General features: G+C 71.5%; 13 protein-coding genes. 3 read left to right on the top strand and 10 right to left on the bottom strand.

Annotated elements, in window-relative coordinates; all coding sequences use genetic code 11:
* Nucleotides 1-405: 405 nt before the first annotated feature.
* Nucleotides 406-783 (bottom strand): YybH family protein, encoded by a 378-nt coding sequence (locus ACFYW3_RS03425; protein ID WP_389385384.1) that lies wholly within the window; start codon nt 781-783, stop codon nt 406-408.
* A 160-nt stretch (nt 784-943) separates the two neighbouring features.
* Here ACFYW3_RS03425 and ACFYW3_RS03420 point away from each other — a divergent pair, with 160 nt between their 5' ends.
* A complete protein-coding gene (locus tag ACFYW3_RS03420) occupies nt 944-1,864 on the top strand; it encodes a LysR family transcriptional regulator (protein ID WP_389385383.1) in 921 nt (306 codons plus the stop codon).
* A 201-nt stretch (nt 1,865-2,065) separates the two neighbouring features.
* Nucleotides 2,066-2,716 (top strand): ScbR family autoregulator-binding transcription factor, encoded by a 651-nt coding sequence (locus tag ACFYW3_RS03415; protein ID WP_351761890.1) that lies wholly within the window; start codon nt 2,066-2,068, stop codon nt 2,714-2,716.
* A gap of 45 nt (nt 2,717-2,761) precedes the next feature.
* Here ACFYW3_RS03415 and ACFYW3_RS03410 read toward each other — a convergent pair whose 3' ends face one another.
* The 6 genes from ACFYW3_RS03410 to ACFYW3_RS03385 all read right to left on the bottom strand — a co-directional run bounded on the left by ACFYW3_RS03410 (nt 2,762) and on the right by ACFYW3_RS03385 (nt 9,035).
* A complete protein-coding gene (locus ACFYW3_RS03410) occupies nt 2,762-3,394 on the bottom strand; it encodes a uridine kinase (protein WP_351761892.1) in 633 nt (210 codons plus the stop codon).
* On the bottom strand, nt 3,391-4,179 hold the full coding sequence (locus ACFYW3_RS03405; protein ID WP_389385382.1) for a metallophosphoesterase family protein: 789 nt from the start codon (nt 4,177-4,179) through the stop codon (nt 3,391-3,393). Before ACFYW3_RS03405 ends, ACFYW3_RS03410 begins: the two co-directional genes overlap by 4 nt.
* A 262-nt stretch (nt 4,180-4,441) precedes the next feature.
* The gene (locus tag ACFYW3_RS03400; RefSeq protein WP_351761899.1) at nt 4,442-5,035 is read right to left on the bottom strand and encodes a hypothetical protein; all 594 of its coding nucleotides are present in this window, start codon (nt 5,033-5,035) and stop codon (nt 4,442-4,444) included.
* A gap of 70 nt (nt 5,036-5,105) precedes the next feature.
* Complete coding sequence (locus ACFYW3_RS03395; RefSeq protein WP_351761902.1) at nt 5,106-6,182, bottom strand: SCO0930 family lipoprotein; 1,077 nt, start codon at nt 6,180-6,182, stop codon at nt 5,106-5,108.
* 145 nt (nt 6,183-6,327) lie between these two features.
* Complete coding sequence (locus tag ACFYW3_RS03390; RefSeq protein ID WP_351761905.1) at nt 6,328-7,737, bottom strand: NADH-ubiquinone oxidoreductase-F iron-sulfur binding region domain-containing protein; 1,410 nt, start codon at nt 7,735-7,737, stop codon at nt 6,328-6,330.
* A gap of 35 nt (nt 7,738-7,772) precedes the next feature.
* Nucleotides 7,773-9,035 carry a hypothetical protein gene (locus ACFYW3_RS03385; protein WP_389385381.1) on the bottom strand — a complete coding sequence of 421 codons (1,263 nt, stop codon included), beginning with the start codon at nt 9,033-9,035 and terminating at the stop codon, nt 7,773-7,775.
* A gap of 460 nt (nt 9,036-9,495) precedes the next feature.
* Between ACFYW3_RS03385 and ACFYW3_RS03380 the strand changes: the two genes are divergently transcribed.
* Nucleotides 9,496-10,677: a PucR family transcriptional regulator gene (locus tag ACFYW3_RS03380; RefSeq protein ID WP_389385380.1), complete on the top strand. Its 1,182-nt coding sequence runs from the start codon at nt 9,496-9,498 to the stop codon at nt 10,675-10,677.
* Nucleotides 10,678-10,790: 113 nt separating this feature from the next.
* On the opposite strand, the gene ACFYW3_RS03375 is transcribed toward ACFYW3_RS03380, so the two are convergent.
* The 3 genes from ACFYW3_RS03375 to ACFYW3_RS03365 form a co-directional block, all read right to left on the bottom strand.
* Entirely contained in the window at nt 10,791-11,633 is an 843-nt protein-coding gene (locus ACFYW3_RS03375) for an RNA polymerase sigma factor (RefSeq protein WP_389385379.1), read from the bottom strand.
* Between the two features lie 141 nt (nt 11,634-11,774).
* Entirely contained in the window at nt 11,775-13,169 is a 1,395-nt protein-coding gene (locus ACFYW3_RS03370) for a DUF1996 domain-containing protein (RefSeq protein ID WP_351763465.1), read from the bottom strand.
* A gap of 9 nt (nt 13,170-13,178) precedes the next feature.
* Nucleotides 13,179-13,847 carry a DUF4142 domain-containing protein gene (locus ACFYW3_RS03365; RefSeq protein ID WP_351763463.1) on the bottom strand — a complete coding sequence of 223 codons (669 nt, stop codon included), beginning with the start codon at nt 13,845-13,847 and terminating at the stop codon, nt 13,179-13,181.
* Nucleotides 13,848-13,928: the final 81 nt, after the last annotated feature.

Below are 13,928 nucleotides of genomic sequence, written 5' to 3'. Positions count from 1 at the left end.
AACGCACGATCCAATCCGGCGTGGTTTCGGCCGGCCCTCCACCCTGCAGGCCGGCCCTCAGGAGCAGTCCGGGTGAGGCTGGGTCGGCGCACGTCACGCGAGTGGACGGCACGGTCGCAGCCGCCGCGGCGCGCCGACGACCACAGGTGAGGCACGGATTCCGCACCGCGGCTTCGGCCAAAACGAACAAGCGCGGCTCACGTTCCTCCAAAGGGCGGTCAACTCGGTTCGACCACACCGGATTCACCTCACCACGCCGTGGCCGGGACAGTGCCGTCGACGTCGTCACGGCTGATCTCCACATGGGTGGCCGCGCCGTCCAGCAGGGCGTAGACGCCGGAACGAAGGCGATCCTGCGATGCCGGCAGGGCGGTGAACGGGTCAAGGCGAATCTGGAGGTACGGGTCAGCCGGTCGGGGGGGCGAACTCGGGCTGGTCGAGCAGGCGGAGCCAGCTGCCGTCCGGTTGGCGGCGGACGACCTGTGCGCGGGCGCCCGAGCCGTCCTTCGGCGGGGTGGAGGTGAGGGCGATGTCTCCGCTGATCAGCGTCGGCAGCGGCTGCTCCGGTTCGAAGTGGGGCCGGCCGACCAGGACCTTCTCCCACAGGGCGCGGATCGCCTCCCGGCCCACGGTCCGGGAGCCCGGCGGATAGGCCATCACCGCGTCCTCCTCGTAGAGCGCGGCGACCCCGGCGGCGTCACCGGCGTTGGATCGTTCGACGAACAGACGGGTGATGTCCTCGGGGCGCATGGCCTTCTCGTACTCCGGCGTGTGCTTCGACATGGCGTCCTCACTCCTCGATGCCTGATGCCCTCGACGCGGGCGCTCGGCTGGGGCGCTCGACGGTCAAGCGCCCGGTGTCGAACCTCGACACCTCCCAGCCTGGTCGATGCCGATCCAGTAGTCCAACAGCTGGTTCCACTGAGAGCTAGAATTGACAGTCATGGACCTGAGGCAGTTGGAGTACTTCGTAGCGGTCGCCGACGAGCGGAACTTCACCCGGGCGGCCGAGCGGGTGCACATCAGCCAGTCGGGCGTCAGCGCGCAGATCCGCCGGCTGGAACGAGAGCTGGGCGCCGAACTGTTCGACCGGTCGGCCCGCACGACCACCCTCACGGACGCGGGCAGGGCCGCTCTCGATCACGCCCGGGCCGCGCTGTCCGCCGCGGCGGCCGTCAGTCAGGCGGTGGGCGAGGTGGCCGAGCTGATCCGGGGGCGACTCACCGTCGGGATGGTCATCGGCTGCACCGTCACACCGCTGTTCGACGCCCTCGCCACGTTCCACCGGGCCCATCCCGGGGTGGAGATCTCCCTGCGGGAGGACAACTCCGACCGGCTGATCGACGGGGTGCGCGACGGCACTCTCGACATGGCTCTCGTCGGGTCCTCCACCGCCACCCATGACGGTCTGGAGACCTTCACCATCATCAGCGAGCGGCTCGTGGCGGCCGTGCCCTTCGATCACCCCCTGGCACGGCTGGACCGGGTCACCCTGCGCGACCTGGGCGCTCATCCGATCGTGTGCATGCCCGCGGGCACCGGCCTGCGCACGGTGTTCGACCAGGCGTGCGCCGCGCGGGACGTCCGGATCGGGATCGCGTTGCAGGCCGGGGCCGCCGACGCCATCGTCGACCTCGCCGTCCGCGGTCTCGGCGTCGCCATCCTCAGCGAGTCGATGGCCGCCGGCCATGCCGACCGGCTCACCGCCCGCACGATCGACGACGTCACCTCGCCCGCCCTGCTCTCGCTGGCCTGGAAGACCCCGCACGGCCCCGCGGCACGCGAACTGCTCGCGCACGCCCGGCGGGCGTTCCTCCGGTCGGACGCCGGCCGGGAATCACCCCGCGGGGACGCCGTCCGGTGATCGCCCCCACCCGGGCCTCTCGGCGTCCGGCGGCCGCGATCGCCCACGTCAACAGCGTGGCACCACAGTCCTGTTGGGGGCATCGGCAGGTCCGGGGGCGGTCGGCGCGCTGGTACTGTACCGGACACTCGGTCGGTTTCCGTGCGGGTGGCGGGTGGGCCCGGCGGCCACAGCACAAGGCGTGCACACAGGGGGCGTGAAGTGGCCAGGCAGGAGCGCGCGATCCAGACGCGCAGGATCATCGTCGAGGCCGCGGCCGAGATGTTCAACGAACTCGGATACGACGCCACGACGATCGGCGGCCTCATCGATCGCATTCCGCTCACCCGAGGCGGGCTCTACTTCCACTTCACCTCGAAGGAGGAACTGGCGCGGGCGGTCCTCGACGAGGCCGTGACCCTGGAGGGGGTGACCCCGCAGACCCGCAAGCTCCAGGAGTGGGTGGACCTGGGTCTGCTCCTGGCACATCGGCTGCCCAAGGAGCCCGTGCTGAGCGCCTCGGTGCGGCTCTCGGTGGACGTCAAGGCCCGCGGCCTGTTCGGAACGCGGTGGCCCGACTGGATCTCGCTGGGCGAGGAACTGCTCGAAGAGGCGCGCCGTCGCGGTGAGTTGCTCGCGCACGCCGTACCGTGCCAGCTCTCACGGCTGCTCGTCGGAGCCTGGACCGGGGTGCTGCTGATCACCGAGGACACCCCCGGCGGGGATCTGTCCCGGGAGATCTCCAACCTCTTCGATCTGGTCCTGCCCAACATCGCCTCGCCCGGCGTGCTGGCGGAGCTGGACACGTCCCCGTACCGCGCCGAACGCCTCCTCGGCACGGCCGCTCCGGCGGAGCCGGCCCGAACCGCCTGATCCGACCCGTCCCGCGTGCCGTGCCGGGCCGGCCCGGGGGCCCCGTCAGTGGGCCACCACCGCGTACGCGGGAGCGCCGACCCCCTTCGTGCGGACCGAACTGTTCAGTACGACATCGGCCCGCAGGTGCGGTCGGTGGGTGGCCAGGTAGCGGTCCTCGGCGGGCATCCAGTCGTCCTCCCACAGGCGGCGCGCCGATTCCCCGTCCCGTGCCAGGCCGCGGCTCAGCCGCACCTCGCGCCGGGCGTCGCAGAACACCCTGTACGTGTACACGTGGCGCAGCCGCAGGTGGAGTGCGTGGACGCCCTCCACGATCAGCGGTGTGCCGGGCGGGAGTTCGGTCCATTCGGCGAGGCGGTCCAGGTCCCAGTCGTAGCGGCGGTACCGGACGGTGCCCCCGGTGGCCGCCGGTCGCAGCACCTGTGTTTCGAGGCGGGCGAGGTCGACGTCGGCGGCGATCGCGTCGGCGGTCCGGGGGCGTTCCGCGGAGGGGAGGTGGAAGTCGTCGACGTGGATGACCACCGCGGCCGGCAGTCGTTCGGCCAGCAGGCCGGCGAGCGTGCTCTTGCCGGACGCTCCCGGCCCGTCGATGCCCAGCAGGATCGGCCGGTGCAGCAGGGCGGCGGCCCGGGTGGCGTCCTCGGCCAGTGCGTCGATGTCGCAGATGTGCTCGCTCACGGTGCCTCCTGCTGCTGGTCGGGGGATCGGCCGTCTCGGGGGGCGAACGCGTCGAGGGCTTCGGTGTCGGTCGCGCGGGCGTGGAGGAAGTAGTCGGCCCAGGCCGCGGCTTCGGGGTAGCCGGATTCCCGGGTGATGCCGGCGATGGCGGACTCGATGTCGAAGTGCGTGGTGCGCAGTTCGACTCCGGGTCCGAGCAGAGCCCAATGGGCGCCCGAGCGCCCGTAGGGCATTCCGACGCTGCCCGGGTTGACGACGAGCCGGCCGTGGGCGAGGCGGACGAAGGGCATGTGGGTGTGTCCGCAGACCACGGTGCGAACGGTGGGGTCGAGGCCGGTGAACACCTCGCGCCAACGGTCGGGCGAGGAGTCGACCAGCACCACCTCCTCGTCGTTTCGGGGGGTGGCGTGGCAGAACAGGGTGTTCCCCAGGCCCCGCAGGGAGAGGGAGAGGGCGCGCGGGAGGCGGGCGAGCAGGTCGAGGTGGTCCGGCCCCAGTTGCTCCGCGGCCCATCGCGCGACGGGGTCGCCGAGGGCGTCGCGTTCGCCGCGACGGTGTTCGAGGAGTTCCCGGTCGGCGTTGCCACCGACCCAGGCGACGCGTTCACCGAGGCCGACGAGGAGGTCGAGCACCCGGGTGGGTTGGGGTCCCGCCGCGATGTCTCCGGTGAGTACGACGAGGTCCGCGGCCCGCAAATCCGGTTCGGCGAGGACCGCTTCCAGGGCGGGCAGGACTCCGTGGATGTCCGAGAGGACGGCGACGCGGGTACCGATGTCGTCGGCCATGGCCGTCCTCCCCGAGTTCACGTGCGTGCGACGCCGATCCCGCCGATCGCTCCCGACGATAGATCAACAGGAGTCGCGGGAGAAGCGGTCGGCGCATCGTGAACCCGTGCGGCGGGACGCGGTGCCGCGGGCCCGGCACGATCCGGGGAGAGGTCGGCCGGGGCCGAGCGGGACGCGTCCTTCCCCGCTCGGCGGGGCGACCGCCGGGTTCCGGCCCCCTGGGGGACGACGGATCCCGGCGGTCGCCCGGGAAGGCGGGGCCTCAGGAACCCGCGCCGCTCATGGCCTCGTGGCCCGGGGGGTGTTCCGCGCCCTGCGAGGGGCCCTGTGAGGCGCCGTGCTCCGTGCCGTGCGAGGCGCCGTGACCGGAGCCGGTCTCGACGGTGCCGCCGAGGCGTTCCCGGAGGGGTGCCAGGGCCTCGGCGGAGGCCGCGGTGACGACCCAGCGTTCTCCGACCAGGTACACGCCTCCGTACATCCGGGATTCGTCGAGCCATGCCCGCTGGCCCTGGTCCGCGGCGAAGGTGGCCATCCGGAATCCTTCCTTGCCCGCCCCGCACGCTCCTTCCTTCAGTTCCTCCGCGTCGACGGTGATCTCGGGTCGGCAGTCGAGGGCGGCGGCGATCTGGTCGAGGGAGGCGGGGCGGGCGGTGGACGACGGGGCCGGGGTGGCCGAGGGTGCCGGGGCGGTCGGGGTGGGCGACGCGGCCGCGGTGGCGGCGCCGGCCGGGTGGGCGTCGGTCGCGCCCGCCCGCGCCTTCCCTTGTCCCGCGCAGCCGCCACACAACATCGAGGCGATCAGCACGGCGACACAGGGCACCAGGTGGCGGGCGGTGATCCGGGGTGAAGCTGACACGTCTCCCTCACAGGGGGTCGGGGCGGGCACGGGGACGGGGCGCGGACGCTGGTTCCGGCTCCGGCTCGGGTCAGCCGGTGGTCGTGGTGACCTTCTTGCCGGCGTCGTTGACCGCGAACCAGAGGCCCTGCTTGCCCTGCCCGTTGGTCTGGCCGGGCTCCTTGTCACCGGTGAACAGGTAGACCGGCCAGCAGTCGATCGTCAACTGCTCGCTCCCGTCGGGTCGCTTGACCTTGCCGACCAGTTTGGCGGGAATTCCGGAGGCCTTCGCCTTGTCCACGGGAGGAGCCGGCTTCCAGGTGTTCAGGCAGGCGTCGAGGCAGCCGAATTTCATAGGCCACGCACTGTCCTTGTTGAATCGGTAGAGCGTACGCCCCTCGGCGTCCACGAGAATCTTTCCGAGCTTCTCGTTGGCGGCCACCGCGAGTTCGATCTTCTCATTGGAATTCATGTCCCCCATTCCGCCGTTGTCACCGGTCTTGGGGGGCTCGACGTCCTTCGTCGGCGGCTCCGCGTCCTTCTTGTCTATCGCCTTCTTGCCGTCCGCTGCCAGCGCGTGCCAGGTGCCGCCGACGCCCTCGCCCTTCGCGTCGCCGGCCTTCCCGTCCTTCGCGTAGCGGTACACGGGCCAGCCGCCGAGGGTCAGCTGCTTGGTGCCGTCGGCCCGTTCGACCGATCCGAGCATGCTCGGGTCGATGCCGGCGGAGGCCTTGGCGTCGTCGGCCGGCACTGCGGGCCAGGTGGCGGCACAGCCGCCCTCGCAGTTGGATTTGGGGGGCTTGGGGGTGTCCTTGTCGAAGCGGTAGAGGGTGGCGCCGCCGCTGTCGGTGACCACCTTGCCGATCTCCGGGATGTCCCGCAGGGCCAGTTGTCCGGCCGGGGCGGCCTTGGCCGCGGCCGCCGGCTCGTCGCCGTACCCGGATCCCGCGCCGGCCGCCGGATTCGCGCCCGTTCCGGGCGCCCCGTATCCGGCTCCCGAGCCCGATCCGGCTCCTGTGTCATATCCCTTGCCGATGGCCTGACCGGCGCCCGCCGGCTGTACGGAATCCACCGCGCGGTCGGAATCCCCGCCGCTGCAGCCCGCCGCCAGCATCAGTACCGCCATCACCGATCCGGCGGCTGCCGTCCCACGATGCTTGTTGTTCACGATCACTCCTTCGGGTCCAGCCCGGCGTTTTCGCTTACAGGCTTATTCATAGGGCCTGTGGGGCCAACTGAATTCAGAATCAAAGGATTTTGTCAGATCGCGCCAAACGTTGAACTCGATTTCCGGGCGATTGTCTACCGCGTGCTCATTCCTGAATGCGGAGGGCGAGCGCCGGGCAGCGGCGTACGGCGCGGAGCGCCTTCGGCCGCAGCCGTGAGGGCACCGGCATCACCGCCATCGCGGGGAAGCCGTCCTCGTCCAGGCGGACGACGTCGGGCAGCAGGTCCACGCAGAGGCCGTGCCCCCTGCACAGCGTCCAGTCCACGACGAGGCGTTCGGGGCTCTCGTCCTCGGGCAGGGGCAGCGCCCCCAGGACGCGGCGCCCGCAGCCGCTGCCGAGCGCGTGGTCGCGGAACTCGTCGGGGAAGACCGCGAGCGCGGAGGCGACGAATCCGGCGGTTCCGTCGGGGTGGCTGCACGCGCCGCGGCGGCGTACGCCGCGCATCCGGGCCTGTACGGCGTCGAGGGCGGCCCCGCCTCCGCCGGCCACGAGGGCGTCCACGGCGTCGGCCAGCGACGGCAGGCCTCTGGCGCAGGGGCCGCACTGGCCCGCGGACTCGCCGGCCATCCAGCGTGTCACCCGGGCGACTTCGCCGGCCGGGCAGGTGTCCTCGGGCAGCGGCAGGACCGCGCCGGCTCCGAGCACCCCGTCGTACGAGGTCAGGGACTCCCGGGAGAGGGCGGCCACGCGGGCCGACGCCGGCGGGAGCCACCGGCCGTGGTAGCCGCCGATCAGGACGCCCTGGCCGGGGGCGGTGCCGCACAGTTCCAGGACGTACGCGAGCGAGGTGCCGAGCGGGACCTCGACGGCGGTGGCGCCGGCGACGGTGAGCATGACGGTGCCCGGCTCCTTCTCGGTGCCGACCGAGCGGTAGTCCTCGACGCCCAGTCGGGCGGCGACGGCGATCTGGGCGTACGTCTCGGTGTTGGACAGCAGGGTGGGCATGCCGCTCAGCCCGCGCTCACTGGTCCGTACCTTCTGTCCGTTGGGGAGTGCGGGGCCGCCGTCGATGCCGTTGATGAGGGAGGTTCCCTCGCCGGTGACGAAGCGCTCGGGCAGTCGGGACACACGCACCTGCCGACCGGCCGGGCCCCGTTCGGCGACGGCCGCGCGCAGGGACTGTTCGACGTCGTCGCGCGTCACTCCGATGACCACCTCCTCCGCGCCCAGCGCGCCCGCGGCCAGCAGGGCCCCGTCGAGCACGAGGTGCGGCACGTGCAGCAGCACGGCGGTGTCCTTGAGGCAACTGGGTTCGCCTTCACTGGCGTTGACGACCACGGCGCAGCGCCCGTCGCCCGCCCGGGCGGACCGGGCGACGGCGCGGAGCTTGCGGGAGAAGGGGAACCCCGCTCCGCCGCGGCCCCGCAGGTCGATGCCCTCGGCGAGCTGCACGAGGTCGTCGAGCCCGTACCGGGGCAGGTCGCCGTGGACGGAGAGGTGGGCGGCGCGATCGAGCCGCGCCATGACGTCGAGTCCCGCCAGCAGTCTGGGCATGCCCACACAGCCGAGTGCCGGGCGCGGCAGATCGGTCACTGCCGCCCCCGGCTACCGTCGAAGGGCCCGCCGGGCCTCTCGGTGGTGACTTGGGCCTGACTGGGGATGAACACGGTTCCGTATTGCGGGTACTCGGGCTCGGGTGGGGATTCCGGCCATGCCGCCGTCACCGGGCCGGCCGCTCCCCGCTGGATCAGGAGGGTGTCCGGCGCCGGGCCCGGGCGTGGCTCACGGCCGGCTCCCTGGCCGGCGTACGAGCGCTGGGCGTACGGCTCGGCGTACGGCGGCGGGGAGGACTGGGCGTACGGCTGCGCATACGGTTGCGCGGGCGCCGATTCGGCGCCGCGCGGTGCGGATTCCTGACCCCAGTCCGGACGCGCCTCGGGCTCCGGGCGTTCGTCGGACTGCCGCGCCAGGCGGGCGGTCAGTCGGGACGCGGCCCACTCCGCGGGTCGGCTCACGAACGGCCCCGGGTTTCGCGGCGGCGCCTGCTCGGGAACTTTGGGACCTTTGGGGCCTTTGGGGCTCGTGGGAGTTCCGCCCGGCGGCCGGGCGGGGAGGGAGCGCAGTCGCCGACGGAGCCTGATGACGAGTACGGCGGCGACGCCGGCCAGGCACAGGCCGTACGCCACGGTCACCCAGCCGCTCGCGGGGCGGCCTGCTTTGAGTCCGTGCACCAGCGAGGCGCCCCAGGCCGGGTACGCGCCCATGTGAAGGGCTCGCCACCACATGGAGCGGCCCTTGGTCGCGAAGGCGCTGCGGACCGCGCCGGAGACCGCCACGGCGATGAAGAGGTATCCGGCCAGGGTGCCGAGACCGACGCGCAGGGGCTGGACCGGGTCCGCGAAGGGGACGACCGCCGAGGCGGCCACCGTCTGCGACTTGGCGATCTTGACCCAGATGTGCAGGCCGAGGAAGCCGAGTCCCGCGACGGCGAGGCCGCGGTGCACGCCTTGGGCGACGAGCCGGTGCCCGGACGAGAACAGCGTCCGGTCGGTGGCCGCCAGGCCCCACAGCACGGTGGAGCTCAGCGAGACGAGCGAGAGCACGCCCGCGCCGAAGTCGAGGAAGTTCCAGAAGTCGGTCAGGGCACCGGCCTGCGCCATCACGACCAGGGCGGCCAGGGCCGCCAGCGCCGCGAGGGTGATGGCACCGGGGTGCGGGCCGCCTGCGGCGGACAGCAGGGGCGGTCGCCGCAGGGCCCGCTTCCCGGCGGCCGCGGCGGCGACCATGCCGGCGTGCCGTCTGGTGCTGCGTGCCCGGTGTGAGCTCGGCGTACGAGGCTTGGACAAGGGCATGTAGTTCTCCCATACGCCCGGGCTCCGAGCACTCCACCTCGCGCTCGGCGCCCGGGGACTGTCGTCGGAACTGCTCCGCGGCAGGCGGGAGATGGTGCCTCGCCGGCCGGGAGCGGGGGCCGGAGTGCAGAAGCATCGTGGACCTTCGCAGCACCTCCACGGGATTTATCGAAACGTGATAATTTCTGGCCCCCGCGCAGTCATCGACTCAAACATCCCCGGAAGATTCCCTTCCAGTGGTGCGGTGGCAACGAGGTTCACGCCTTGTCCGCCGCCACACCTCCCCGTTGGCAAAATCTAGGCAAGGTCGCGGGACTGCAAGTGGTTGGCATGCTCCTGGAGGGAGTACGAGGCGCTCAACTCCCCCGTCGGCACTGACGTCGACGGGGAGGAGGACAGCCCCTACAGGCTTGTCACCCTCCCACGGGGCAGGCCATACCCCGGCATGAACGAGGTAACAATGTGCGAACTTCTGAACCGCATCTGGTCCCGCCCACGCGGCGAATGGACCCGGGTCCTGCGAAAGGAACTACCCGCGCTGGCCGCGGGGATCGTGGAGGAACTGCGGAACGACATCCCCGGTTTCTCCACTCTCATCGAGGACATCGACGACGAGGTCGTCAGAGAGCACGTGGAATCGGCCCTGCTCACGGTCCTCGGTTACCGCGAACCGTCGGTAACACCGCAGGATGAGGCAGCAGATCAGATTCAGCCGGCCCGGCAGCCAGAGCCGGCCCGAAACCCTCGGCAGCAGAACGCGGACGCGCTCTTCCCTCAGGACGTGCACGGCGGCGGCTCGTTGCCCACCCTCAAGGCGGTCCCCTCCCAGGGATTCAGCACCGGGCCCGAACGTGCTCGGCGAGAACTCTTCGCCGTTCTTACATCTGACATGCCCATGTCCGAAATAGCCCTGGCCGAACTGGCCGGTGCGGCCCGCTGGCCCCTGCCCGCCTCCGTCCGGGCCATCGCCCTGGCCTCGCCCGGCGAGACCCAGCAACTCGCCGCCGTCCTGGACGACGCCCTGGCCGGACTGGTCAACGGACAGCCCTGCCTGCTCGTCCCCAACCCCGACCCGGACACCCGCACCACACTCGAAGGCTCACTGCGCGGCCGGTTCGCCGCCGTCGGACACCCCGTCCCACCCCGCGACACCGCCTCCTCCCTGCGCTGGGCCGTACGCCTGCTCAACCTCACCCCCACCCGCTCCGGCCCCGACGTACGCGCCGTCTTCGTCGACGACCACCTCTCGACACTGATGCTGCTCCAGGACGAGCCCCTGGCCCACGCACTGGCCGCACGCTGGCTGCGCCCCCTCGCCGACCTCACGCCCCGCCAGAGCGAACGACTCGAAGTCACACTCCTCGCCTGGCTGGAAGGCGGTGGGGCACCCGAGGCCGCGAAGGCCCTGAGCGTGCACCCCCAGACCGTCCGCTACCGCATGCGACAACTGGAGAAGCTCTTCGGCCCCGGGCTGCGCGACCCCCGCACCCGCTTCGAACTGGAAATGGCCCTGCGCAGCAGGCGCCTCATGGCCCAGGTCCGACGCCAACACTCCCGAGTGACCCGCCGGGCCCGCGTCGTCACCGCCGAATTCCGCCCACCGCTGGGCGCCGGACGCATGGCCCGAGTCAACGGCCTCTAGACCCCAGGACAACAACCCCCACCCCGGACACGAAAGGAGCCGGCTCTCCCCCCGCAGATGCGGGGGGAGAGCCGGCTCCTTTCGTGTCGGCTCCCTTCGTGTCCTCAACCGGGTCACAGACGCGCGGCCACCGCCGGGGCGCCGGCGCGCAGCGCGGTGTTGAGGTCGGTCAGCTCCAGATAGGCCCGTGAGCAGGAACCGCAGGACGAAAGGTGTCGGGCGAGGCGGCGGGAGATCCCGCGCCGCCTGACCGCGGCGCCGAGCAGGGTGGCGAAGTACCGGCAGCGCGCGTCGTCGGCCGGGTCCACGTGGGCGCCCAGGTACGCCTCGCGCAGTCCCTCGCGGGCGCGAAAGGCCAGCGAGGTGACGGCGCTCTGGGTGATGCCCAGAAGTACGGGAACCTGGTGCGGGCAATCGTCCTCGACGAGGGTGTGCCACAGGACGGCCTTCCAGCGCTCGGGCAGGGTGCGGAAGGACCGTGCGGCGAGCCGACGGTTCTCGCCTTCCACCAACCGGCGTTGCGGATCGTCCCCCGAGGAGGCGGGGCGGCACCAGGACTCGACGTCCGGCGTGAGGATCACGCGTTCGTCTCCGGCCCGCCACTCGACCGCCGTGTGCCGGACGACGGTGAGCAGGTACGGGCGCCAGTGGTCCCGGGGGCCGGAGCCGGAGCGGACGGCCTGGAGGGTGCGCAGGAAAGCCTCGGAGACGAGGTCCTCTACGTCCTGCGGGGCCCGGCTACAGGCTCGGGCGCAGGCGAGGGCCGCGGGGCGGTGTCGTCGATAGAGGAGTTCGAAGGCCTCGGTGTCCAGCGCGTCGCGGGCGCGAGACCGTCTGATCCGCCGGATGAGTTCCCGGTCGGACTCGCCGACGCGGCCGGTCTCGCCGACTCGGCCGGACGTGCCGATCCGGCCGGGCGCGCGGGACCGGCCGGTTGTGTCTGAGGGGACGGACATGTCGCTCCTCACGTGCTCCGGGGCCCGCGGGCCCCGTTCGGGACGGCAAAAAGGGCGGTGCCGGTCCGAAGTCGGCTTCGGACCGGCACCGCTCTCGGGGCGACGCGGGGGAGGTGGGAGGAGGGCGACGCCCCGAGAGTCTCAGCGGCAGGCGCGCCCGCCGTTGATGCACTGCACGGCCTTGTTCATCAGGTTGTTGTTCATGACGTTGATGAAGTCGCCGTGGTCGGTGACCGGCTTGTGCAACTGCTCCGGGAAGCTGTCCACCGCGAACTTCGCGCCGGGGGCCACTCCGTACACGATGCGCTGGACCAGCTGCGGGATGGCCTTCATTCCGGCCGGGCAGGCGCCGTTGGCGGCGGCGAAGGCCACGTGGGTGCGGTGGTTGGCGCTGTCGATGTTCTTGCCGTCCCAGCAGCTCTGGAACTTGAAGGTGCGCACCACGTCACTGCCCTTGGGGCAGATCGGGTACTTGTCCTTCAGCTGGCGGTTCTCGAAGCCCGTGCAGCTCCACGACGCGTTCGCGTTGGCGTTGCCGTTGGTGAAGGCCTTGGCGTCACCGGTGATGATGCGCAGGAAGCGCGGCATGGCGGTGACCTTGGCGACGGGGTTGCCCTTGAAGTCGATGGTCACCTGCTTCGGCTGGAGGATGGTGCCGATGTTGGCGTCCTGGCCGCCGCCGGGGGCGTTGGCGTCCTTCTCGGCGCGTCCGTCGCGAAGACGCAGGACCGGCCAGTAGTAGGTGGACTGGTCGCCGTTGGTGCACGTGGTGCCGGAGGCGGCCAGGCTGTTGTTGGTGGAGAAGGCGTCCGTGGTCCTGTTGCCGACGTAGTCGTGCATGTGGTGCGCGCCGTTGCTCACACCGGGGGCGACGATGACGTTGTCGGGGTTGAAGTGCTTCTCCTGGTTGCGTCCGCACTGTACGGACAGCTGGCCCCGGGAGCCGCCGGCCCTCGCGCCGGGATTGGCCACGTTCGGCCGCACCGTGTTGATGGCGACGAAGTCGCTGCGTGCCGGCCCGCCGCCGGTCTTGGCCTTGGCGGCCTGGCCCTGGGCGGCTGCCGCCTGGGCGTCGACCTGGGCTCCGGGGGCGTCCGGGATGTCGGCGGCCGCGGCCTGCTTCATCTCGCAGCCGCCGAGCGCCTGCAACTGCCCGGCGTTGCCACCGGACTGGCCAATCGCCTTCGACATGTCGGCGATGGTCTTGTCGCGCTTCTGCTTCAGCTCGCCGAGAAGGGCGCCGCCCTTGGCCTTGCCGGTGGCGAGGCGTTTGTAGGAGTCGGCGATCTGCGTGTCCAACTGTGCCAATTTGGCGTCCACTTCGGGCTTTGCCTGGTCGGGCACCGCGCGAAGTTTGTCGCCCACGTCGGGACAGTCGATGGTGGCCGTCACCGGCGCCGTCCGCGCGGAGTCCTGCCCGGCGGATGCCCCCTGCGCGACGATCACGACCCCGCCGCCGCCCAGGACCAGGGCGGACACGATGGCGAGGGCCTTGTGCGTCGGCCGCAAGCGGCGTTTGTGGCCCTTTTGACTCATGCGATCACTTCACTTCGTCGGGGGTCGGGAAACCGTGGAGGGGGTGGGAGTGGCGTCCACCAGGCCGTCGAAGTCGACCAGCCCGGTGGCTTCGAGGACCGTAATGTGGTCCAGGACTGTGGTGTTGGCGTCATTGGCCAACTCACGGACCATGGAGTTGCGGGTCTGGGCCCGGATCTGGGCGACCAGCGCGAACACCTTGCCGTGGGCCCGACGCAGCAGCTGGACGAATACGCGCTCGTACTCGTCGCCCTGGGCCGCGGTCATCTGGTTGAGCCAGCCCTGCTGCTGATCACTCGGCCGGTCCGGCAGTTGGACGCCGAGGGCGCCGCCCACCTCTATGACGCGGCGGTCGAGTTCGGTGTGGCCTTCGATGAGGTGCTCCCCGGCGGTCCGTACCGTGGGGCGTGCACCGCGTTCCTGGGCCTGACGCCCTGCGGGCAGCTCCCAGAGTCCGGCGAGGCGCACCTTGCGGATGAAGTCCCGGTCCTGGGGGGTCAGTGGACCGAAGGCGGTACTCAGCACCCCGGCGCCGTCGTCGTCACCCGCCGGGGCCGAGGCGGCCGCGGAGGCTTTGCCACCGAAGCTCTGCACGGGAATCAGCAGCGCGATCAACGTGAAGGCGAGGGCGCCGATGACCATGCCCGTTCCCATCACGTGTCTCGACGCGACCGACATGCTGCCGATGGAAGACCGGCGGATTGACGGCACTGTGCCTCCTTGCTGCGTGGACCGGGAGGGACTCAAGGCCGGAGGGCC

Origin of the sequence: Streptomyces sp. NPDC002602 (assembly GCF_042889445.1) — a bacterium.
GTDB lineage: Bacteria > Actinomycetota > Actinomycetes > Streptomycetales > Streptomycetaceae > Streptomyces.
The sequence above is the reverse complement of the archived record's forward strand: the minus strand, read 5'-3'. Positions and strand labels throughout refer to the sequence as shown.